This window comes from Pseudomonas sp. GW821-FHT01E05, from assembly GCF_059422425.1.
Genome location: NZ_JBWKWW010000016.1, coordinates 23,754 through 45,504, shown reverse-complemented (window position 1 = coordinate 45,504; position 21,751 = coordinate 23,754). Strand labels below are relative to the sequence as shown.

The window sequence follows — 21,751 nt, the reverse complement described above, 5'->3', positions numbered from 1 at the left end:
GGCCGAGTGATCGGGGCTTTTTGTTTTTCAAGATCTTTTGACGTTAAGCCGCTACGACCGGTACCGGGCGGTTCAAGCGCTTGTTCAAATCCAGCCACGCCGCCAGCACGGCCATCAATCCCACCCCCAGCACGGCACTGAATACCTGCATCGCCAAGGTATCTCCGGCCAGGGAGTTGAGCATGTCCGCCAGCGGCGCGAGCAGCACGCCGAAACAAAATACCTCCAGCGAATAACGACCCATGCGGCAGCTTTGCTGCGCCAACCAGTTTTGTGTCCAGCCGCTGCTTGGCAACAGCTTTGCGGTGACGTAGGCGAGGGCCAGGAAGTGCAGCAGACGCGTCGGCGAAAGGTTGGTCTTGCTGATCGGGTAGAGCCATTCACCGAGCATTTTTGGCATGAAGGCGTCATGCACGGTCGGCCATTTCCACGAGAGTGCGATCAACCCGGTGATCAGCAGATAGATCGCCGCTGCGACAAACAACGGCTGGCGAGGCAAGGAACGGTTTTGCGGCATGGCTGGCCGCTGCCCGTGAATTGCCGCTGCACCGCCGAGGATAAACAGCAGTTGCCAGGCCATCGGATTGAAGAACCACACGCCGCCGTCCGTAGCCGCCAGGTTCCACTGGAACCACGGCGCCAGCAGATACACTGCCACCGATAGCAGCACCACGTATTCAGCCTTGTGCAACAGCATTGGCAAAACCAGCGGCAAGCCGAGCAACAACAGGATGTACAGCGGCAGCGGGTCCATCAGGTTCGGTTTGAAGCGCAGCAACAGCTCATCGACCAATGCTTGCTGCGGATTGCTCAGGAAATACTGGAGACCCATTTCCTGCACCAGATCGCGGGTTTGCACATGGCTGTTGGCGAAAAATACGATGCCCATCAGCAGCGCCAGCAGGAAGATATGCACCACGTACAGCACCCAGGCGCGTCGCAGGATCTTCACACCGGCGATCAGATAACCATCGCGCTGGACGATCCTGCCGTAGGCCAGTACCGCTGCATAACCTGCCAGAAACACGAAGATTTCCGCCGCGTCGCTGAAACCGAAATTGCGCACGGTGAAATGGGCAAGCGGACTTTGCGGCACGTGATCCCAGAAAATGAAGATCAGCGCCAGGCCGCGAAAGAAATCTATGCGAGGGTCGCGTCCGTTAAGCATCACAGCGGGCTCTTGAGCGAATATTAAGCAAGGAGTGGCGGACAAAACAAAAGATTGCGTGCCGCACATAGGCGGCGCGCAGGGTGGCGTGGTTCGCCGGCAATTGCAAAGGATGGGTATTACTGGATGTCTCAGACGCAGGAACGCAGGGGGCTGTCAGTGATCTGTTAATTAAAACGAGTCGGTAGAATGGCGTTTTGTCCACTGGTCTAATTGCGGGTCTGAAAGTAGACAAGTGGGCACAGGGTGCCTAGCGTGGAGTACAGACCGCTCTTGTCTGAAAGCCGCAGCAGTGTTCGCAAAGAACGGTGCGTACGTCATATCTCCTGGAGCAGGAAGGTGTCGTTCGGTGAGTCGTGGATTGACCACTCAAGTCAATGGAACAGGTGCCAGCAGGTTAATCGGAAATAAACGCCATGGCCATGGATGTAAAGCCTGTGTTTCACGGCTTTTACAGATTCGTCTCAGTCGGTCTTCTTAATACGTTGATTCACTGGTCGACGTTTTTTGTTCTACACGCGCTCATGGGCTTTCGTCAGGCGCCAAGTAACCTCGCGGCCTTTTGTGTGGCAGTTTCATTTTCCTTTTATGCCAATGCGCGATACACCTTCAAACTAAAAGCCACTGCTTCGCGCTATCTGCTGTTTGTCGGGTTTATGGGCGTGTTGAGTCTTGGCGTGGGTTATGCGGGGGACCGATTACAGCTGCCGGGGTTGATCACCCTGGTTGTCTTTTCCGCCATCAGTCTGGTGTGCGGTTTCTTTTACTCGAAATTCTTCGTTTTCCAGGAGCGTGAGACGTGAAAGTTTCGCTGATCGTTCCAGTGTTCAATGAGGAACAGGCGATTAACCTGTTTTATAACGCTGTCCGCCAGCAATTGTCGCTCGATGAGTGCGAGGTCGAGATCGTTTTTGTAAACGACGGCAGTTCGGACCAGACCGCCGAGCAGGCCAAAGCCCTCGCGTTGGCCGATGACAATGTGTTGGTCATCAATTTCTCGCGCAACTTTGGCAAGGAGCCGGCGTTGTTTGCCGGGCTTGAGTACGCCACAGGGGACGCTGTGATTCCGATGGATGTCGATCTGCAGGACCCGATCAATGTAATTCCTCAGTTGATCCAGGAGTGGAAGAACGGGGCCGATGTGGTTCTCGCCAAACGTCATGGTCGCGCCGCCGACGGTTATCTGAAACGGCATAGCGCGGCACTGTTTTACCACCTGCTAAACAGGATCGCCTACACCAGGATCGAAGAAAACGTGGGTGATTTCCGGCTGATGGACCGCAAGGTCGTGAATGTGATCCGCACGCTTCCGGAACACCAGCTATTCATGAAGGGCGTCCTGTCGTGGGCGGGATTCAATACCGTGGTCATCGAGTATGAGCGGGCCGAGCGAGTGGCGGGAACGAGCAAGTTCAACGGTTGGAAACTGTGGAACCTGGCGCTGGAGGGTATTACTTCTTTCAGTACTGTGCCGTTGCGGTTGTGGACTTATATCGGTACCGGGATTTCCTTGTTTGCGATCCTTTACGCGATTTATATGGTGCTGGATAAAATTTTCTTTGGTAACAGTGTGCCTGGCTACCCTTCGTTGATGACCGCTATTCTGTTTCTGGGCGGTGTGCAGCTTATTGGTATCGGCATACTCGGTGAGTATGTCGGCAGAATTTATATTGAAGCCAAGCATCGGCCCAGATACGTGGTGAAGGATGTCATAGGCGGCAAAAACAGGCCCGGGCTATAAAAAATCCAGTGAAGTTCAGGGCTGAGAAAGGAGCGCTGAAATGAGTGTGGTCAGTTTTTTGGACAAGAAACTGGATGGGCGTGAAGTACAGGTGTTTTTTTTGATCAGCGCTTTCATTTACATATTTCCTCTGGTTCTGACGGATTACTATTATATTGACGATAACTGGCGGTCATTGGCTGCCGGAACAGCCTGGGCAGGTCAGGGGCGGTTATGGGCTGATCTGTTTTACAATGCGTTGACGTTTTCGTCGGGCGCGCCAAATATTTTCCCATTACCACTTTTAATTGCAACGTTCGCAATGGCCCACGCCTTGACGAGCCTGACGATGCACTACTACAAAAAAATCACCGTTTCATGTTGCTTTGTGCTGTTACCCCTTTGGTATAACCCGTTTTTCCTGCAGAACCTGTCTTATCAATACGATGGACCTGCCATGACGTTAAGTCTGGTCGCCATTATTTATGCGATGACCTTTCGGGCGAAGTCTGCGGTGCTGCAAGTTGTGGTGCCCGGCATACTGATAGCAACGGGGATAGGGCTTTATCAGTTGAGTATTAATGTATTTCTGGGACTTTGCTGTGTCGAACTGATCAGGGCTGTCAATGACGAAGTGTCATGGGGTTCGTTATGTTCGTTGGTTAAGTGGAAAATTGCACAGTTGATGGTGGGCGGGGTTGTTTATTACGTGGTAGCTTATCCATTTATTATTCAGGAACGCTTGCCACTGCTGGAATGGAGTATGAATGGATTTCTCCAGGTTGAAAGCAGTCTCGGTGTCCTGGCAAACAAAGTTGCTCTGCTTTTTCATGGAGGGAATTTCTGGTTGCTTTGGGCTGTGCTGCTTTGTGCCGGAGCCGGGACAATACGGGTCGGGTTCACCATAGTTAAACGGAAAGAGAATGTTCTGAAAAAAATAATACTGAGTTTGATCTGTCTCCTGACCCTGCCTGTTCTGCTGTTGCTTGTTCCGGGTGCCACGCTGGTTTTCAGGGATTTCAATGAGGGCGCAAGAACCTTGATGGGCTTTGCCGTGTTGCTGGTGTTTTTGTTTTATTTGAGTCATCTGTTGCTGGAGGTTATTGATCCGCGACTGAGCGTTCTGCTGGCGGTACCTCTGCTAAGCATGCTTTCTCTGTCCTATGCGTATGGACGCGTTCTGAATGTGCAGAAAGAATTCGCCACCAGTGCACTGTTTTCGCTCGAACATGACATCGCGTCCAATCAGCGCCTGCGAGAAGCCAAACGAATATATATGTCGGTTACTTATTCCGATCACTGGCTGTCGGGTGCGACAGGCTCTTTTGAGTTGATGCCGGTGCTGGCTTATGTTTTAAATGTGGACTTTTTCATGTTGTCCGAAAATTTGCCCAGGGTAGGCATCACTAATGTGGTCACCGAAGGAGAACGGCGAAATGCGACGCGGGTAGGTTATAGAGGCTATCCAGCGGTGGTGGATAGCAAGTTCTATAACATCTACCTGGTGGGCGACTATGGTTTCATTGTCATGAAAGAACCACCATGAATCGAAAAGTTCATATGTAAATAGCGCTAGGCGCAATAGTGCGTCAAATGAACGAGCCTTTCTGAAAAGGATTGTTTAACGCGATGAGACTTTATTCCGTTGATCAAGCAAACCCTCGGCAGCTGTTCGTCGACGGCCTTGGCCTGGTCGCTATAGTCACACTCGCGTTGATTGTGCGCTTCCACGGTATTAGCGTGCCGGTCATCTGGTATGACGAAGCGTACAGCCTGCTGCTAAGCGAAAAGTCTCCCAAGCTGATCTGGTTCAATACTGCGCGGGACGTTCATCCACCTCTCTATTATCTCCTGCTGCATTACTGGATGAGATTGTTTGGAAACAGCGTCGTGTCTGTACGAGGTCTGAGTGCGCTGGTCGATGTGGGAACGCTGTTGCTCTGCATGAAACTGATGAGTCTGGTTGCAACCCGCAGAGCAACCTGGATGGCAGCCTTGCTGCTGGCGTTGCTGCCGATCTCGGTTCGCTACAGCCAGGAAGTTCGAATGTACACGATGGTGGGTTTTTGGCTCATGGGCGCAACCGTGGCTTTTGTGTGTTGGGTCAAAACACCGCAGCACATACGTTATCCGGTTATTTACGTGTTGCTGATGACGTCCGCGTTTTATACGAATTACTTCGCGGCTCTTTGCGCATTGGTTCATTGGCTTTACTGGTGGAGGGGGCAAATCGCTGGTCGTGGCACGGCGCTACCCGCCCGGGCATGGGGACTGGCTAATGGTGCAATTGCCTTGCTCTATTTACCGTGGCTGCCCCATTTCATTGATCAACTGCTACATATCGGCGGGCTCGGATGGATACCGCCTGTCACCTGGCAGACATTGTTGGGCGCTGTAGCGCAATTCACCGTGATGAAGGATGCTGCGGATGGCTCGGTGTTGTGGGCAATAGTCCTGTCAGCGTTAGTCGTTTTGGCGGCGGCAATGGTGGTCCTGAAGGATCGCAACGATCGAAGGTTCAGTCTGTTGCTGGTCGGTTATTTTTTTGTGCCGGTACTCATTGTCTTTCTGATGTCCTTGGTCGTTCCAGTGTTTGTCGCCAGGTACCTGGTGTTTGCGGCCGTCGGATTGCCCCTCATCGCAGCGGTTGCGCTGGATGCATTGGCCGAACGACGAGCGGTCATCGCGTTTATTGCCATGGTTGTTTTTGTCATGGGGGAAATACAGGGGCTGCTGATTGTCTATGAGCAAACGGATGGGCTGAACGGGACATCCGTTCGCAAAGTGGCCAGGCTGGACACTGTGGCGGCCGGTATCAATCGCCAGGCTCGTCCAGATGACGAGATCGTGGTCGACGGTTTGTACTGGTATTTACCGTTCATGTACTACAACACTACGGGCATCCAGCCGAGGCTGTACGTTTCCAGATCGTCATCCGGTGAGTCCCGAGGACCTTACAATTACGGTGGATGGGTGCTCATCCCCCAACGTCTGGACTGGATTTTTTTCAACGATGTTTCCGCGTTGAAACTGAGTGCCAGCAGAGTCTGGTGGGTGACGGGAAAACCCCAGCCCGAAGATGTCGTGACATTTCCAATGGAGTGGAAACAGACGTTGACGATCAAGGGCGGGGAGGTCGAAGCCCGTCTTTTTATCCTTGGAAGCGGGCGCTGACGTGACTGTCAATCGCCCCCTTGTAGGAGCGAGCTTGCTCCGGGCGGCGTTCCGACGATGGACTCAAGGGCGACGCGTTTATTCAGAAAGCATGCGTTATCGTTAACGTCCATCGCGAGCAATCGAGCGTCGACCGGCTGCTCCTACAGTGTCAGGCACTCTGCGCCTGGAGAAATATCGAGAACAGCTCGGACTGGGACTTGATCCCCAGCTTGCTGTACATGTGTTTCTTATGGACCTTCACCGTTTCGACGGAGATTTCCAGTTTGCGGGCGATTTCCTTGCTTGAGCAGCCGCTGAGCATCAAACGCCCGACATCCAGCTCGCGGGCTGTCAGTTGCGCGCCCTTGAGCTGCTGCACCGAAGCTTCCAGCTGAATCCGCCAGTCGCCCTGTGGCGCGGTTTGTGGTGCCACCAGCACTTCGTTGATTTCATAGGGTAAGCGCTGGCGCAACAGGCCAAGCACCCAGGGCTGGATCAGCGACAACAGGGCGATCTGCTCGGGGCTGAAGCATTGCCGGGAGCCCAGCGACAGGCACAACGTCCGGTCGCCATCGAGCTGGCAATTGAACTGGATTTCATCGGCCACCACATTCAGACGAAAGTAGCGCTGGTAATACTCGGTCAGTTCGAAGTGCTCTGGCGCGACTTCGGCCAGGCGATAGAGACCCGTTTGGGATTGCTCGCGGCTGGCGATGTAGAACGGGTCGAGCAGGTACAGGCCCTTGAGGTAATCCTGAAACAATTGATCGGGGCTGCCGTCCTCGCCCGGGCATTCGGCGAACACTTGCGGGCGCTGAGCATTGCTGAAAAGCAGCGCGACCCAGCTGTCGAAGGCCACGTACTGATCGAGCAGGCGCACCAGTTGCGTCCAGAAGTTGGGTTTGTCGAGGGTATCGATCATTTGCCCGACCGAGCGGTGCCAGGCGATGTCTTCAAGCGTGAGCGTCATATGTCTACCCCTATCGGGTTACCCCAGCCGCGTAATTCCCCCGGCTGCTTGCAGCTGCGCATACTGAACGCAGATCCAGTGGCCGGGCAACATTCTGCCAGTCCGGCGAATAGAACAAGGAAAACCCATGAAGGTCGAATTAGCCCAATTGGCGGGCCGTGACAACGGCACAGCTTACAACCTTGAGCGAGCCTTGGTGGCGATTGCTGCCTGCGCCGTCGATACGCAGTTGATTGTGTTCCCGGAAACCCACTTGATGGGCTTCCCGTCTGCCGAGACCGTGGCCCGGATCGCCGAGCCGCTGGACGGTCCGACCGTCACTGCCGTGCTGCAGGCCGCGCGTGAGCGCAATATCGCCGTGGTGATCGGCGTCGCGGAGAACGATCACGGGAATTTCTACAACACCACCTTGCTGATCACGCCTGAAGGCATCGCCCTGAAGTACCGCAAGACCCACCTCTGGGCCTCGGATCGAGGGGTGTTCAGTGCCGGTGATCGTTACGCGACCTGCCAGTGGAACGGTGTGCGGGTGGGCTTACTGATCTGCTACGACATCGAATTCCCGGAAACCGCCCGTGCGTTGGCGCAGCTGGGGGCTGAGCTGCTGATTGTCACCAACGGCAACATGGACCCCTACGGTCTGACCCACCGCACCGCGATCATGGCTCGCGCCCAGGAAAACCAGGCGTTTGCGCTGATGGTCAACCGGGTGGAAGAGGGTGATGGCGGGCTGCTGTTTGCCGGTGGCAGTGCGCTGGTGGATCCGTTCGGCAGCCTGTTGTTCGAGGCTGGACGGGAAGAAGGGACATTCGCTGTTGAGCTGGATGTGAGTCGGCTGGCGGCAGCGCGGCGCGATTATCGGTACCTGGATGACCAGCGGCTCAGGTTGCCTGGTGAGGTGATTGAGCATGCTGATGGGCTGCGGGAGTTGATGATTCCTGCGGCATAGATCGTTCCCACGCTCTGCGTGGGAATGCAGCCCGTGACGCTCCGCGTCACAGAAGCGGACGCGGAGCGTCCTTAGAGGCGTTACCACGCGGAGCGTGGGAACGATCAATAACAACAAGCAACACCTGCTGTTTTCGCCGAACTCGGCTCTGCCATAAATCTAATAAATCGGAGTAGTCGCTCATGGCTCGTTTGCAACGCACCCTGTCGTTAGGGTCGGTGGTGCTGTTTGGCATCGCTTATATGACGCCGATCATCGTTCTCGGCACCTTTGGCATTCTCGCGCAATCCACCGCCGGCATGGTCCCGGCCGCGTATCTGGCGGCGCTGGTGGCGATGTTCTTTACCGCCATGAGCTACGGGCGAATGGCTGCAGCGTTCCCGGTTGCGGGGTCCGCTTACAGCTATGTGCGCAAAGCCATCAGCCCAAAACTCGGTTTCATCGCTGGCTGGGCGGTGTTGCTCGATTACCTGTTCCTGCCGATGGCAATCTGGTTGATCGGTGCGGCATACCTGAGCTCGGCATTCCCGGCGGTGCCGCAGTGGATCTGGGTGTTGGCGTTCATTGGGATCACCAGTGCGATCAACATCGTCGGCCTGAAACTGGCCAACGGTATCAACGCCTTGCTGATGGTGGTGCAGTTTCTGGTGTTGGTGGCATTCGTCGCGCTGTGCATCCATTACATCGGTGGTGACGCCAGCAAACCGTTGTGGACGGTTGCACCGTTCTTCAGCGGCGACATGCAGATGCCGCTGGTCATGAGCGGGGCGGCTATCGCCTGTTACTCGTTCCTCGGTTTCGATGCGGTCAGCACGCTCACTGAAGAAACCCGTGAGCCTCGTCGCACCATCCCCCGGGCGATCATGTTGATCACTCTTATCGGCGGGCTGATTTTTGTCGGCGTGTCGTACTTCGTGCAGATCGCACATCCGTCGTTTCAGTTCGACAACGCCGACTCGGCGGCCTATGAGATTGCCCGCAACGTTGGCGGTGATCTGTTCGTTTCGATCTTTCTGATCGGTCTGATCGTCGGCCAGTTCGCTTCGGGCCTGGCGGCGCAGGCCAGCGGTTCGCGTCTGCTGTTCGCCATGGGGCGTGACGGTGTATTGCCCAAATCCTTTTTCGGCGCCTTGCATGAGCGCTTCGACACACCGGTCAACAGCATCCTGCTCTGTGCCGTGGTGGCTTTGCTGGCATTGAAACTGGACGTGACGACCTCCACCTCATTCATCAACTTCGGTGCGTTTCTGGCGTTCAGTCTGGTGAATCTGTCGGTGATCTTTCACTACTGGATCGGTGGCGACAAACGCGGCCCGCGCGAGTTGCTGCTGTTTCTGATTTTTCCGTTGATCGGGCTGGTGGCGGACTTGTGGCTGATGGTCAGTCTCGATCATCTGGCGATTTATCTGGGGGGGAGTTGGCTGGCGATTGGTTTCGTGTATCTGGGGGTGCTCACCGGCGGTTTCCGTCGCCAGCCACCGGAGATGGATTTCCAGGAAGCGGCGTAAGCTGTCTGATACACCGCGATGCTTTTGAACGATTCATTCAATCGTTCAAAAGCATCTGTCGGACCGGCAATTGAACCCGAAACGTTGTCCCCACACCGACTTCACTGCGCACTGAAATATCCCCGCGATGCTTTTTCACAATACCGTAGGACAGTGACAGGCCTAGCCCGGTCCCTTGTCCTATCGGTTTGGTGGTGAAGAAAGGATCGAAGATTTTCTGCAAACTCTCCGGCGCAATGCCTGAGCCAGTATCGGCGACCTCCAGCCAGACGGATTCCCCTTCAATGCCGTTGCGCAGCGTGATCGTGCCCCGTTCAGGCCCCATGGACTGAGCGGCGTTGACGATCAGGTTCATGATCACCTGATTGATCTGTGATGGCAGGCATTCGATCTCGGGGAGATCTTGATACTCCTTGATCACGTCGGCCTTGTACTTGAGTTCGTTGGCGACGATGTTCAGGGTCGAGTCGATGCCATGCTGCAGATTTGCCCACTGCCACTGCTGGCTGGCGTCCACCCGGGAGAAGTCCTTCAAGTCTTTGACGATTTGTCCAACCCGGCCAATACCTTCCTTGGACTCCTTGATCAGCAATGGAATGTCTTCCATGAGGAAGTCCAGTTCGATCCGCTCACGCAGGCTTTTCAGGCGTTCAAGACGCTCGTTTGAACCGATGGCTTCTTCGGCACTGCGATAAGCGTCGAGCATTTCCTGCAAATGGTTGAAGTAGCCGCTCAGCGTGCCGAGGTTGGAGGAAATGAATCCGATGGGGTTGTTGATTTCATGGGCGACGCCGGCCGCCATTTGGCCAAGGGAGGCCAGTTTCTCCGATTGCACCAACTGGTCTTCCAGTTGTTTACGCTCATCGGTTTCCCGTTGCAGGGCGTCGCTGGCCATTTTGAATTGCTGAGTCCATTGCTCGACCATCTGTTCCAGATGGCTCATCTGCATCTGCGCTCGCTCGGTCATTTCCCATTTGGTGGTGAGGGTATTGGCCATCTGCTGAACTTCGATATTGTCGAAGGGCTTTTTCAGGATCAACAGCCGGTCGTGGGCCAGCAGCCGGTCGAGCAGTTCCTCCCAGGAATAGTCGGAATAGGCGGTGCAGACCACCACTTGCAGGCGCGGATCTTCTTTCCACAAATGTTCGATGGTTTGCGCACCATCCCAGCCCTCGGGCATGCGCATATCGACGAAGGCCAGTGAGTAAGGCCGATTGTTTTTCAAGGCTTCACAGAGTTTGCTCAGACCTTCCTGACCTCCATAGGCCGAATCCAGTTCGAACGCGGTGCTCGAGCGCTTGACCTCGCTGCCGAACAGCGCGGCTTCCATCAGCTCCAGATCGGCGTTTTGCTGCGCCTGCGGGCTGAGGATCTTGCGAAAGTCCTCATGGATCGAAGGTGTGTCATCGATCAGCAGGATGCGTCGGTTCGACAGGTTGTTCATGCTTGACCTGCTACGGTTTTCAAAGGGATTTGCAAGGTGAACAGCGCACCCTTGCCCGGCCCGTCGCTATGGGCGGTGAGGTGGCCGTTCATCTCGATGGCAGCCAGGGCGCAGCTGTGCAGGCCGAAGCCGTGACCCTCCTTGCGGGTGGTGAAACCGTGGGCAAAGATCCGTGTCATGTTTTCGGGCGCGATCCCCTCACCTTCATCCTTGACGCTGACCTGCAACGTTTCATCGTTGACGACCCTCACCCCCAGGGTCATTTGCCGAGGCCGGTCACTGAGGTCGGACATCGCATATTTGGCGTTGCTGATCAGGTTGATCAGAATCAACAGCAGCCGGTGTTTATCGCCCATCACCTGTGGCACATCGCTGTAGTCCTTGATCACCGTTACATGGTGCCGGGTCAGGGCGCCGGAGTTCATGCGCAGGGCGTCTTCGAGCAGGTCACTGACCTGCAGCGGTTCCACCAGGCTGGAGGCACCGGCGTAGGACTGTTGAGTCGAGACGATGTCTTTGATGTGATCGACGCTTTTGCTCAACTGGGTCAATTCGTCGGTGATGCTTTTTTGCTCGATGGCGATGGCGTCGACCAACTGGTTCAGGTATCCCGGCAGCAGCTTGCCTTTTTCGTCCCGGGTGATGAATTCGCCGAGGTCGTGCGAGTGTTCGTTGATCAAATGCATGGCCTTGCCCAACCCGAGCGCCTTGCTGGTGCGCAGTTTGCGGGTGACCAGGTCAGCAGAGATATTCACGCTGTTGAGCACATTACCGACGTTATGCAGCACATTGGTCGCAATCTCCGCCATTCCGGCCTGGCGCGCCGTATGCAGTAATTCGCTCTGGGTGTCTTTGAGCTCACGTGTGCGCTTTTCTACCCGTTGTTCGAGCTCCTCGTTGGCCGATTGCAGGTCCTTGTTGACGCGATTGATCACCGCGAAACTACGCAACAGCCGAATCGCCAGGTACAGCAGCAAGACGACCAGCAGGGTCGAGAACAGCAGCATGTAGAAGTGGTATTTGCGGTCGCTGATGTCGTTCTGTTGCTCGTCTTTGTTGAGCAGGTTGGTGATGTCATCCAGGCGCTCAGCCACAGGGATCGCGGCGATTTTATCCAGCAAGGAGTTGACCACCGGCTGTTCGCGCAGGATCAGCGCGATGTGGTTGCCCAGAATTTCCACTGCACCGTGGAACTCCACCGGTAGACGCTCCCGGTCCACCGACAGTTTGTTCAGGCCGACCTGGATATCGGCAGCTTTGTCATCGGAGGTGACCTGGGCGAATTCAAGGCTGCTGAGCAACAGGTCATAGGTGTCGGTGGCAAAGTTTTGCAGCCGCAGCTTGTCACTGTCCGGGAAGCGGGCGAGCTGGCCCTGAATATCGTCCTCGGCGGTCGGCAGAAACGCCAGGGAGTTACGCAACACGGCGTTGTGCGATTTGAACCGCTCCACCAGCCGGGTTTTTTCCTTGATCGCGTTCAGGTAGGCGTCATGACTGGCTTGCCATAACACTGAGTCATTGCGGCCATGGCTGGACTCCATCAGGTCGAACCTGTCCCAAAGGCGGGTCATTTCGGTCAGCGGCGAAACCAGTGGATCGTAGTTGTGGGTGATGGCGACTCTGGCCTTGAGCACCTCGGTTTCCCACTGCGCGTTCAACTGTTTTATCTGTGCGATCAGATCCCGTGATTCGGTATAGGTCGTGGTTTGATCGGAGCTGGACTTGAGGTACAGGAACAGCAGAATCGAGGCGAGCAGCAGGGACATACCAGTGAGCAACACCAGGCTGAGGCTGCGGGACATTTTCATAACGGCTTGCCTTCCCATTCACCGGTCAGGGTTTTGAGGAATTTGATGATCAAGGTCTTGTCCTGCTCGGAAGGGACGCGCCCCAGCTGGTACTTGAACATCACGTCCACCGCGTCTTCGAGTGTCCTGGCCGACGCGTCGTGAAAGTACGGGGCGGTAACCGCGACATTACGCAGACTGGGAACCTTGAAGACATTGCGGTCCTCTTCATCCTTGGTCACCAGGTAACGTCCCAGATCGGACTCGGTCGGGTTGCCCCGGGCCTGGAAGTAGTCGCCCATCACACCGAACTTCTGGAACATGTTGCCGCCAATGTTTACGCCCTGATGGCAGGCGATGCAGCCGTAATCCTTGAAACGCTGGTAACCGTACTTTTCATCGAGGGTCAGAATGTCGGTGTTGCCCAGCAGGTATTGGTCGAAGCGAGAGCGGCTGCTCAACAGGGTGCGTTCGTAGGTCACCAGAGCATTCTGCACATTAGCGACTGTCACGCCGTCGGGGTAAGCCGCACTGAAGGTCGAGTGGTAGGCCGGGTCGGCGGAAAGTGTTTCGACCACGTTCTTCCAGTTGCTGCCCATTTCGGTGGGGCTTTGCACGACGCTGTGGGCCTGCGCTTCCAGGGTATCGGCCCGACCGTTCCAGAACTGTCTGAAATTCAGGCTGGCATTCAACACGCTAGGGGTGTTGACCGCCAACGGCTTGCCGTCGAAGCCGAGGGAAAACGGCTTGTCATCGGCACCGCCTTTTTCCAGGTGATGACAGCTGGCACAGGACAGGCTGTTATTGACCGATAACCGTGTTTCGTTGAACAGCCGGCGGCCCAGCTCTACGCGTTGGGGATCCTGGTGAGGGACCGGCGGCAGTGGTTTTAGCGGCTCGTCGAGTGGTTCGGCACTGGCTGTCAGGCAAACCCCAATCAACAGGGCGCCGATCAGGTTGGGACGGTATGGCGACATCTGATGATTCCTTGGCCGGGTACCTGAGTGTCGTTAAACCTGAAGGGGCAAAGCGTTGATCTATTCGTCCGGTGGTGCAGGTTGCGCATCGGCCTTGAGCAACTGGGCAAACGCCAGAGGTTCTACCGCTTTGCTGAAGTAATAGCCCTGACCTTCCTCACAGTGATGGGTCTTGAGGAAGTCCAGTTGCTCAAGGGTTTCCACACCTTCGGCGATGATGTTCAGGTTGAGGCTTTTGCCCAGGCTGATGATGGCGCTGACCAGCGCTGCGTCATTGCTGTCGTTGCTCAGGCCGCGAACGAAGGACTGGTCTATTTTCAAGACATCGATGGGAAAGCGCCGCAGATAACTCAGACTCGAGTAACCGGTGCCGAAATCATCGATGGCCAGCCGGACTCCCAGCGCCTTGATGGACCGCAGGGTTGCCACGGTGGCGTCGACGTTTTGCATCAGTACGCTTTCGGTGATCTCAAGTTCGAGCAGCGTCGGATCGAGACCGGTTTGTTCGAGTATCTGCACTATGCCGTCGACATAACCGCGCTGACGAAAATCGATGGCGGAAACGTTCACCGAGATGCTGATCGGCGGCAGCCCGGCCGCCTGCCAGGTGCAGGCTTGACGGCAGGCCTCGGCCAACACCCATTTGCTCAGCGGGACAATCAGGCCGCTGTCTTCGGCAACCGAAATGAAGTCCGATGGGTAGACCCAGCCGTGCCCGGGTTTGAACCAGCGAATCAGCGCTTCGGCGCCCACCACTTTGCCGGATCTGAGGTCGAGTTTGGGCTGGTAGTGCAGGACGAACTCCTTGCGTTCCAGGGCCAGGCGGATGCCGGACTCGATACTTTGCTGTTCACGGGCGCGCTGATTCATGTCGTCGATGAAAAATCCGAAATCGTTAGGCGCGTTTTCCTTGATGTTGCGCATGGCGGTTTCGGCTTTCTTGATCAGCACCAGGGCATCGAAGCCATCTTCGGGATAAATGCTGATACCCAGGCTGGCGGTCACGCTCAGGTCATGACCGGCAATGTGCTGAGGGGTACTCACAGCGCTCAAGAGTTTCTCGGCGATGCCTTTGGTCTGCTGGGGATGATGGACATCGGCGAGGATCACCACGAACTCGTCGGAACCGTAGCGAAATACCGAATCGGACTCACGCACGGTCGCTGCCAGGCTGCCGGCAACCCGTTTGAGCATTTCATCGCCAATCGGATGCCCAAGGGCGTTGTTGATACGCTTGAAGCGATCCAGGCCCAGGAACATCACCGCCAGTTGCTTGTCATGGCGCCTGGAGAGCGCCAGGGATTGGGTCAGCCGGTCACCGAGCAGGGTGCTGTTGGGCAGTTCGGTGAGCACGTCGTACTGCAACAGATGAGAGACTTTCAACAGCTCATGGACGCGGTCTTCGATGGTTCGCTCCAGGCTGAGCATTTTTAGCGCCGCATCCTGAGCCATCTGCCATTTCCAGGTCAGCGCACTGGCCATCTGGCGTATTACCAGGCTGTCGAAGGGTTTTTTCAGTACCAGTAACTGGTCGCTGAACTCCAGGCGCTCGGCCATGGCTTCCCAGGAATAGTCGGAGTGGGCGGTGCACAGCGCGATCTGCAGGTTAGGGTCGGTCTTCCATAGATGTTCGATGGTTTCCAGTCCGTCCCAGCCGGTTGGCATGCGCATGTCGGTGAACGCCATGGCGTAAGGCCGGCCCTCGGCCAAGGCGCGCGTGACCAGCTCCAGAGCTTCCTGGCCCCGATAGGCCGAGTCGACCTCGAAGGTCGGGCGTACAGGCTGAGCAGTGCCGAACAGGGTCTCTTCGGTGCCGGCCAGGGGCTGTTCACCCGCAGGTACAGGACTGAGGATCTTGCGAAAGTCCTCATGGATCGACGGTGTGTCGTCAATGATCAGAATGCGCCGGTTGGTAATGGCTAACGATGGCTTCATCTCGCGGCCTCCGGTGGTCGGTGCGAGTCTTCGACCGCAAGGGTTGCGGCGTCGGCAGGGGGCGTCGGCACGATGCTGCCGTTCATCAACAGTTGCGCGGCCTGCTGGCTGCTGACCGCTTTACTGAAGTAGTAACCCTGAGCATTCATCGGCGAGCCGGTAGAGATCAGGGAGGTTCGTTGCTCTTGGGTTTCCACCCCTTCGGCGATGATGCCGATGCCGACTTCGCGGGCGAAATTGATGATGGCACGCAGGGTCGTCGCGCTGGCCGGATCCCGCGTGGCGTTGTCGATAAACGCCTGGGCAATCTTCAGGTGGTTGACCTGGTACGTCTTGAGGTAGTCGAACGAGGAATATTCGGTGCCGAAATCGTCGATGGCGATTTTCACTCCTAGCTCTCGCAGGCGCGGCAGCACATCATTGTGGGTCCATTTGGTCTGGGCCAGGGTCGCTTCGGTGACGTCGAACCGCAGATCCCAAGGGCACAGGGTCCAGCGGGCGGTGGTCCGCAGGACGTCATAGATCAGGTCCGGGCCGCTCTTGAGCTGGGCCAGAGAGAGCTTGATCGCAATCACTGGTGGCGCCATGCCCTGGTCGCGCCATTGGCGCATTTGCTGGCAGGCCTGATCCAGAAGCCAATGCCCAAGGGCAATGATGGTCCCGGTTTTTTCCGCCGCCGGGAGGAATACATCGGCCTCCAGCAGCCCGCGCTCGGGGTGGTTCCAGCGCACCTGGGCTTCCATACCGAGGATTTTTCCCGAACTCAGATCGACTTCAGGCAAATAGTGCAGTTCGAGCTCGCCTTGTTCGATGGCCGTTTTCAAGTCATTGGCCAGGGTAATCCGGTCGACCACCTCCTGATTGATCTCCTCTGAGTGGAAGTGGTACTGGTTGCGGCCCTCCTCCTTTGAACGGTACAGCGCCATATCGGCCTGGATCAGCAAGTTATCGGCGCTCGCGCTGTCTGGTGTGTAGGTGCTGATACCGATGCTGACCGACACCCGCACGTCGTTGCCATCCAGCGAGTGGGGCAGAACCAGCGCATCACGGACCTTCGCCGCCAGGGCCGCAGAATGGGTCGGGTCGCCCACGTCCAGCTGCAATATCGCGAACTCGTCGCCGCCCAGGCGCGCCACTACATCGTTTTCTCGTACACAGGCCTTGATGCGCCTGGAGACTTCTTGCAGCAATAGATCACCCACCGGGTGGCCGAGGGTGTCGTTGATCCGCTTGAAGTGATCCAGATCCAGATAGAACATCGCAAAGGGTGCAGCGCCGCGTCGGGCCGCGGCAAAGGCCTGGTGCAGGCGCTCGATCAGTGTGGCGCGGTTGACCAGACCGGTCAGCCCGTCGGTACGCGCCAGCAGGAAGATCTTCTCTTCGGCCACCTTGCGCTCGGTGATGTCGATGATGATGCCTTCGACTTCCAGCAACCGACCTTCGTTATCGCGCACCGGGATATAGCGGTTTTCGACCCAGCGCCAGGCACCGCCGCCGGTGCGCATGCGGAACTCGATGGATGCGCCTGCGGCGTGGCGGTCCAGCACCCGGGCCATGGCGGCGTCGACTTTCTCCTGATCGTCGACGTGAATCAGCTCCTTGGCCCAATTCGCCGACGCGACCAGTTGGGCCGCGACGTGACCGAACTTGGTGATGTTGTGGGAGATATACATCAGCGGGAACGACGGCTCACCGCGCAGGCGATAAAGGATGGTCGGACTGTTCTGCACAATGATATTGGCGTCGGACAGTTCCCGGGTGCGCTCCTCGACTGCCTGTTCCAGCAGGTTCATTTTCATTGAGGCGTTTTCGGTCATCTGCCATTTGACCGTCAGTGCACTGGCCATCTGGCGAATTTCGATGGCATCGAAGGGTTTTTTCAGGATCAGCAGCCGGTCACCCAAGTCAAGACGCTCGGTGATGTCCTCCCACGAGTAGTCGGAATACGCGGTGCAGAGTGCGATTTGCAGCCTGGGGTCGGCTTGCCAGAGTCGCTCGATGGTTTCCAGCCCATCCCAACCGGGCGGCATGCGCATATCGATGAAGGCCATGGCGTACGGCAAGTCGTTGGCCAGCGCCGACTCCACCTTGTTCAGGGCTTCGAGGCCTTGAAACGCCGAATCGAGCAAAAAGCTCTGGAGGGAAGCGGCCACCGGGGAGCCGAACAGTGCCTCTTCGACGCTGTTCAGTGCGTCCTCATCAAGCGCTTGCGGGCTGAGGATCTTGTAAAAGTCCTGATGGATCGATGCGGTATCATCGACGATCAGGATTCGTCGGTTTACCGGCTCCTGCAACGCCTTCATTGGAATACACCAAGGAATACGGCCATTGTGCGCGTTGAATTCATATGGCATCCCTTCCTGTCGCGGACTTATGCGGGAGCAGATATTGGATCCTATTTTCATGAGCATAGTCCGGCTCCTTTGGGTTCGCCGGGCGCTTGAGCTCAAATTGCCATCGAATTAGCTGAAAATCGTCTAGCCTTTAGCTCAAACCCACGCAATAGCCGATGTTTACCTTTCATTTGCCCAAAGAATGAACGTCCCAGTGTTGAATTGAGGTACTGCCATGGATGAGCAATCTGCGATGGCTTCGGCCTACAGACCCAAGGTTCTGCTGGTCGATGATGAAGAGTCGATCCTCAACAGCCTGCGCCGTCTGCTGCGCAGCCAGCCTTACGACGTGGTATTGGCCAATAGTGGCGCTCAGGCCCTGGAGGTCATGGGGCAGCAACCGATCGATCTGGTGATGACCGATGCGCGCATGCCCAATATGGATGGCGCCACCTTGCTGATGGAAATTCATCGGCGTCACCCTTCGACCATGCGCATTTTGCTGACCGGTTATGCGGATCTGACGATGATCATCAAAGCGATCAACGAAGGGCAGATCCATCGGTACATCAGCAAACCCTGGAACGATGAGGAAATGCTGTTGACCTTGCGCCAATCCCTGGCCCATCAGCATTCCGAGCGCGAACGGCTGCGCCTGGTGCAGTTGACCTGGGAGCAGAACGAGCAATTGAAGTCGCTCAACACGACGCTGGAAAAGCGTGTCGCTGCACGCACTGCTGAACTGCAGCAAACGGCGGACATGCTCGACCTGGCCTACGAAGAGCTCAAACACAGCTATGTCACGGGTACCGAAGTGTTCTCGCTGTTGGCCAATCTGCGTTTACCGAAGGCCAAGCAAACCAACCGGCAGATCATCGAACTGGTGCGCGTCTACTGCAAATCCCATGGGCTGGATGAGGCCACCAGTCGCGACCTGACCATGGCCGCGGCCCTCTACAACATCGGTAAGTTGAGCTGGAGCGACAGCATGATGACGGCCCCCGCCGACTTGCTGCGCCACACCGAGCGTGAGCGTTACCGGGGGTATCCGAAACAGAGTGAGTCGCTGTTGATGACTCTGGACCCGATGAAGGATGCGGCCCGCTTGATTCTTCACCATCAGGAGCGTTGGGACGGCAGCGGTTTCCCCGATCACCTCAAGGGCGAGGCGATTCCTTTCGGTTCGCGGCTGCTGAAACTGGCGGTGGACTTTATCGAGTTGCAGCGCGGGCTGATCCTCGAGCGGCAGATGAACAGTGATGAAGCACTGGTATTCATCCGCAACTACGCCGGCAAGCTTTACGATCCGGAGCTGGTGGAAGATTTCGTTCAAGTCTGCGCAGCGTACCTGAGCGATGTCACTGTCGGTGATCCTTCGGTCAAAGTGCTGAGCACCCGTGAACTGGCGCCCGGCATGGTGCTGGCACGCAACCTCAATGCCGACAATGGCATGCTCCTGCTCAATGCCGGCAAGCAGCTCAATGGGCCGCTGGTGGCGAAACTGATCGCCTTCGAAGCCATGGAGGGGGGCAAATACAGCATTTTTGTCAAAGTGCCGGAGGAGGTGGGGGGGTTGCAGCAGGTTGGTTAGACGTTGTTTGAGGTGAAGCGAGGTTGTGTGGGGGCGGGAAATCGTTGCCTGTCTCGAAACCCAGCTCTCTCCCTTTTGGGGAACGGACTGGCTGTCATGACCCGCTCGAAGTTCGAACGACTGCGATACCCGGCTCCTCAATTGCCGACAAACTGAAACTCATGGGATCCTTGCGCCTTTGCGTCCAAGGCCATTTCTCACCCATGACTCTTCCATCATCCGCAACATTTTCCTCCATCATCCGCATTGCCGCGGCGCTGTTGATTGGTCCAGACGGTCGAACCCTGCTGGTACGCAAGCGCGGCACTCAGGCGTTCATGCAGCCGGGCGGCAAGATCGAAGTTCATGAACAACCGGTGGCGGCGCTGGCGCGTGAGCTTGCAGAAGAACTCGGATTGCGTATCGATACGACGGCAGCCCGTTACCTGGGCAAGTTCTGCGCTCCAGCCGCCAACGAGCCGGGTTCTGTGGTGGAAGCCGAACTTTTCCAGTTGAACATCGCCTCTGATGTGACTGCGGCAGCGGAGATCGAAGAGGTGGTCTGGATCGATCCGGCCACCGACGGCGGTCTGGTGTTGGCGCCATTGACACGGGACCTGATCTTGCCGTTTTATCGGGCATCACAAACGACCCCAGCCTGATCTTCAACGGACAAAGGACTGCTCCATGATTCCCACTCAAGACTTATTGCTGTTCGCCGCTGCCGCACTGCTGATGGTGCTCACGCCAGGGCCGAACATGATCTACCTGATTTCCCGTTCGATCTGCCAGGGCCGCAAGGCCGGCGTGACTTCATTGCTGGGGGTGGTGGCGGGATTCTTCGTGCACCTGTTCGCGGCTGCGGCAGGTTTGACGGCGGTGTTTCTCGCCGTGCCGATGGCCTATGAAGTGCTGAAATGGGCTGGCGCGCTGTACCTGCTGTGGCTGGCCTGGCAGGCACTCAAACCGGGAGCGCGCTCGCCGTTCGAGGCCCAGCAACTGTCGCCGGATTCCTCAAGAAAACTGATCTTGATGGGCTTTCTCACCAGTGCCCTGAACCCGAAAATCGCGGTGTTCTACCTGTCGGTGTTTCCGCAGTTCATCAACCCCGAGCACGGCTCGGTGTTCAGCCAGAGCATCATTCTCGGCCTGACCCAGATCAGCGTGAGCTTTTTAGTCAACTTGCTGATCGCATTGTTTGCCTCCGGAATTGCAGCGTGGTTCGCCCACAACCCGCTGTGGCTGGCGGTGCAGCGCTACTTCATGGGCTTTGTGCTGGCCGCGCTCGCGGTGCGTTTGATGCTCGAACAACGTCGGACTGCCTGATAATCCACATGAGCCATTTTTCATTGCCGGTTTGAACGCGCCATGAGCATCCAACGCCTGAACCAACGACACGCCGTGCAGTATCGGGCGTTGATGCTTGAAGCCTACGGTCTGCATCCCGAGGCGTTTACCTCCAGCGTCGCCGAGCGCGCCACAATGCCATTGGCCTGGTGGGAGTCGCGCCTGACCAGCGATCTGGATCTGGTGCTCGGCGCGTTTGAAGGCGACAACCTGGTGGGCATCGTCGGTCTGGCCTTCGAACCGCAGGAAAAAGCCCGGCACAAGGCCACGCTGTTTGGCATGTATGTATCCGCTGCGTCTCGTCATATCGGGTTGGGCTACCAATTGGTACAAGCCGCACTCGCCGAGGCGCGAGCGCGTGAAGGGTTGAAACTGATTCAACTGACCGTCACCGCCGGCAATGACGCGGCGTTAACCCTGTACCAACGCTGCGGTTTCGTGCAGTTCGGGCTCGAGCCGTTGGCGGTGAGGGTGGGTGTGGAGTACTTCGACAAGATCCATATGTGGCGGGAGTTGGGGGTGTAACTACGTATGATCGTTCCCACGCTCCGCGTGGGAATGCCTCAATGGACGCTCCGCGTCCGTTTCTGCGGTGACGCAGAGCGTCACGGGCTGCATTCCCACGCAGAGCGTGGGAACGATCTGCGTGGGGTTGCGCGCAGCTCTTTAGCGCACCGCACTCACTCCATCCAGGGTCGAGAATGAGGTGTCTTTGGCCGTCAGCAAGGGGAGTTGGGGGTGTAGCTACGTATGATCGTTCCCACGCTCCGCGTGGGAATGCCTCAATGGACGCTCCGCGTCCGCTTCTGCGGTGACGCAGAGCGTCACGGGCTGCATTCCCACGCAGAGCGTGGGAACGATCTGCGTGGGGTTGCGCGCAGCTCTTT

At 56.9% G+C, this 21,751-nt stretch carries 17 protein-coding genes; 10 read left to right on the top strand and 7 right to left on the bottom strand.

Features of this window, described 5'->3' with window-relative positions:
- Positions 1 to 43 precede the first annotated feature (43 nt).
- A complete protein-coding gene (locus AC07W5_RS26865; protein ID WP_495024647.1) occupies positions 44 to 1,168 on the bottom strand; it encodes an OpgC family protein in 1,125 nt (374 codons plus the stop codon).
- Between the two features lie 422 nt (positions 1,169 to 1,590).
- Between AC07W5_RS26865 and AC07W5_RS26860 the strand changes: the two genes are divergently transcribed.
- The 4 genes from AC07W5_RS26860 to AC07W5_RS26845 all read left to right on the top strand — a co-directional run bounded on the left by AC07W5_RS26860 (position 1,591) and on the right by AC07W5_RS26845 (position 6,062).
- On the top strand, positions 1,591 to 1,971 hold the full coding sequence (locus tag AC07W5_RS26860) for a GtrA family protein (protein ID WP_494992144.1): 381 nt from the start codon (positions 1,591 to 1,593) through the stop codon (positions 1,969 to 1,971).
- Positions 1,968 to 2,909 carry a glycosyltransferase family 2 protein gene (locus AC07W5_RS26855; protein ID WP_494991966.1) on the top strand — a complete coding sequence of 314 codons (942 nt, stop codon included), beginning with the start codon at positions 1,968 to 1,970 and terminating at the stop codon, positions 2,907 to 2,909. Before AC07W5_RS26860 ends, AC07W5_RS26855 begins: the two co-directional genes overlap by 4 nt.
- A 40-nt stretch (positions 2,910 to 2,949) precedes the next feature.
- Complete coding sequence (locus AC07W5_RS26850; RefSeq protein ID WP_495024629.1) at positions 2,950 to 4,434, top strand: glucosyltransferase domain-containing protein; 1,485 nt, start codon at positions 2,950 to 2,952, stop codon at positions 4,432 to 4,434.
- Positions 4,435 to 4,517: 83 nt separating this feature from the next.
- The gene (locus tag AC07W5_RS26845; protein WP_495024628.1) at positions 4,518 to 6,062 is read left to right on the top strand and encodes a glycosyltransferase family 39 protein; all 1,545 of its coding nucleotides are present in this window, start codon (positions 4,518 to 4,520) and stop codon (positions 6,060 to 6,062) included.
- A 151-nt stretch (positions 6,063 to 6,213) separates the two neighbouring features.
- Here the strand turns inward: AC07W5_RS26845 and AC07W5_RS26840 are convergent, their stop codons facing one another.
- Positions 6,214 to 7,014 carry a helix-turn-helix transcriptional regulator gene (locus AC07W5_RS26840; RefSeq protein ID WP_494991969.1) on the bottom strand — a complete coding sequence of 267 codons (801 nt, stop codon included), beginning with the start codon at positions 7,012 to 7,014 and terminating at the stop codon, positions 6,214 to 6,216.
- A 127-nt stretch (positions 7,015 to 7,141) separates the two neighbouring features.
- Here AC07W5_RS26840 and AC07W5_RS26835 point away from each other — a divergent pair, with 127 nt between their 5' ends.
- Complete coding sequence (locus AC07W5_RS26835; protein WP_495024627.1) at positions 7,142 to 7,963, top strand: carbon-nitrogen hydrolase family protein; 822 nt, start codon at positions 7,142 to 7,144, stop codon at positions 7,961 to 7,963.
- Positions 7,964 to 8,145: 182 nt separating this feature from the next.
- The gene (locus tag AC07W5_RS26830; RefSeq protein WP_495011107.1) at positions 8,146 to 9,471 is read left to right on the top strand and encodes an APC family permease; all 1,326 of its coding nucleotides are present in this window, start codon (positions 8,146 to 8,148) and stop codon (positions 9,469 to 9,471) included.
- Positions 9,472 to 9,508: 37 nt separating this feature from the next.
- On the opposite strand, the gene AC07W5_RS26825 is transcribed toward AC07W5_RS26830, so the two are convergent.
- The 5 genes from AC07W5_RS26825 to AC07W5_RS26805 are packed head-to-tail and all read right to left on the bottom strand — an operon-like array spanning position 9,509 to position 17,917.
- Entirely contained in the window at positions 9,509 to 10,915 is a 1,407-nt protein-coding gene (locus AC07W5_RS26825) for an ATP-binding protein (RefSeq protein ID WP_495024626.1), read from the bottom strand.
- Positions 10,912 to 12,723: a DAHL domain-containing sensor histidine kinase gene (locus tag AC07W5_RS26820; protein ID WP_495024625.1), complete on the bottom strand. Its 1,812-nt coding sequence runs from the start codon at positions 12,721 to 12,723 to the stop codon at positions 10,912 to 10,914. The genes AC07W5_RS26825 and AC07W5_RS26820 overlap by 4 nt, the downstream gene beginning before the upstream one ends.
- Positions 12,720 to 13,679, bottom strand: a complete 960-nt coding sequence (locus AC07W5_RS26815; RefSeq protein WP_495024624.1) for a cytochrome-c peroxidase — start codon at positions 13,677 to 13,679, stop codon at positions 12,720 to 12,722. Before AC07W5_RS26815 ends, AC07W5_RS26820 begins: the two co-directional genes overlap by 4 nt.
- Positions 13,680 to 13,739: 60 nt before the next feature.
- Positions 13,740 to 15,614 (bottom strand): GGDEF/EAL domain-containing response regulator, encoded by a 1,875-nt coding sequence (locus AC07W5_RS26810; protein WP_495024623.1) that lies wholly within the window; start codon positions 15,612 to 15,614, stop codon positions 13,740 to 13,742.
- Positions 15,611 to 17,917, bottom strand: coding sequence for a GGDEF/EAL domain-containing response regulator (locus AC07W5_RS26805; RefSeq protein ID WP_495024622.1), 2,307 nt, complete (start codon positions 17,915 to 17,917; stop codon positions 15,611 to 15,613). Before AC07W5_RS26805 ends, AC07W5_RS26810 begins: the two co-directional genes overlap by 4 nt.
- Positions 17,918 to 18,182: 265 nt before the next feature.
- Here AC07W5_RS26805 and nosR point away from each other — a divergent pair, with 265 nt between their 5' ends.
- The 4 genes from nosR (at position 18,183) to AC07W5_RS26785 (ending at position 21,389) form a co-directional block, all read left to right on the top strand.
- The gene (gene nosR / locus AC07W5_RS26800) at positions 18,183 to 19,538 is read left to right on the top strand and encodes a response regulator c-di-GMP phosphodiesterase, NosR family (protein ID WP_495011101.1); all 1,356 of its coding nucleotides are present in this window, start codon (positions 18,183 to 18,185) and stop codon (positions 19,536 to 19,538) included.
- A 203-nt stretch (positions 19,539 to 19,741) separates the two neighbouring features.
- Positions 19,742 to 20,179, top strand: coding sequence for an NUDIX hydrolase (locus AC07W5_RS26795; protein ID WP_494991978.1), 438 nt, complete (start codon positions 19,742 to 19,744; stop codon positions 20,177 to 20,179).
- Positions 20,180 to 20,204: 25 nt separating this feature from the next.
- The gene (locus tag AC07W5_RS26790) at positions 20,205 to 20,843 is read left to right on the top strand and encodes a LysE family translocator (protein ID WP_495011100.1); all 639 of its coding nucleotides are present in this window, start codon (positions 20,205 to 20,207) and stop codon (positions 20,841 to 20,843) included.
- Positions 20,844 to 20,885: 42 nt separating this feature from the next.
- Positions 20,886 to 21,389, top strand: coding sequence for a GNAT family N-acetyltransferase (locus tag AC07W5_RS26785; RefSeq protein ID WP_495011099.1), 504 nt, complete (start codon positions 20,886 to 20,888; stop codon positions 21,387 to 21,389).
- Positions 21,390 to 21,751: the final 362 nt, after the last annotated feature.

What these genes read in the sequence shown, in the direction of transcription:
- AC07W5_RS26810 (WP_495024623.1), bottom strand. Translation starts at nt 15,614, where the DNA reads ATGAAGCCATCGTTAGCCATTACCAACCGGCGCATTCTGATCATTGAC.
- nosR (WP_495011101.1), top strand. Translation starts at nt 18,183, where the DNA reads ATGGATGAGCAATCTGCGATGGCTTCGGCCTACAGACCCAAGGTTCTG.
- AC07W5_RS26815 (WP_495024624.1), bottom strand. Translation starts at nt 13,679, where the DNA reads ATGTCGCCATACCGTCCCAACCTGATCGGCGCCCTGTTGATTGGGGTT.
- AC07W5_RS26805 (WP_495024622.1), bottom strand. Translation starts at nt 17,917, where the DNA reads ATGAAGGCGTTGCAGGAGCCGGTAAACCGACGAATCCTGATCGTCGAT.
- AC07W5_RS26790 (WP_495011100.1), top strand. Translation starts at nt 20,205, where the DNA reads ATGATTCCCACTCAAGACTTATTGCTGTTCGCCGCTGCCGCACTGCTG.
- AC07W5_RS26865 (WP_495024647.1), bottom strand. Translation starts at nt 1,168, where the DNA reads ATGCTTAACGGACGCGACCCTCGCATAGATTTCTTTCGCGGCCTGGCG.
- AC07W5_RS26845 (WP_495024628.1), top strand. Translation starts at nt 4,518, where the DNA reads ATGAGACTTTATTCCGTTGATCAAGCAAACCCTCGGCAGCTGTTCGTC.
- AC07W5_RS26860 (WP_494992144.1), top strand. Translation starts at nt 1,591, where the DNA reads ATGGATGTAAAGCCTGTGTTTCACGGCTTTTACAGATTCGTCTCAGTC.
- AC07W5_RS26850 (WP_495024629.1), top strand. Translation starts at nt 2,950, where the DNA reads ATGAGTGTGGTCAGTTTTTTGGACAAGAAACTGGATGGGCGTGAAGTA.
- AC07W5_RS26840 (WP_494991969.1), bottom strand. Translation starts at nt 7,014, where the DNA reads ATGACGCTCACGCTTGAAGACATCGCCTGGCACCGCTCGGTCGGGCAA.
- AC07W5_RS26785 (WP_495011099.1), top strand. Translation starts at nt 20,886, where the DNA reads ATGAGCATCCAACGCCTGAACCAACGACACGCCGTGCAGTATCGGGCG.
- AC07W5_RS26820 (WP_495024625.1), bottom strand. Translation starts at nt 12,723, where the DNA reads ATGAAAATGTCCCGCAGCCTCAGCCTGGTGTTGCTCACTGGTATGTCC.
- AC07W5_RS26825 (WP_495024626.1), bottom strand. Translation starts at nt 10,915, where the DNA reads ATGAACAACCTGTCGAACCGACGCATCCTGCTGATCGATGACACACCT.
- AC07W5_RS26835 (WP_495024627.1), top strand. Translation starts at nt 7,142, where the DNA reads ATGAAGGTCGAATTAGCCCAATTGGCGGGCCGTGACAACGGCACAGCT.
- AC07W5_RS26795 (WP_494991978.1), top strand. Translation starts at nt 19,742, where the DNA reads ATGACTCTTCCATCATCCGCAACATTTTCCTCCATCATCCGCATTGCC.
- AC07W5_RS26830 (WP_495011107.1), top strand. Translation starts at nt 8,146, where the DNA reads ATGGCTCGTTTGCAACGCACCCTGTCGTTAGGGTCGGTGGTGCTGTTT.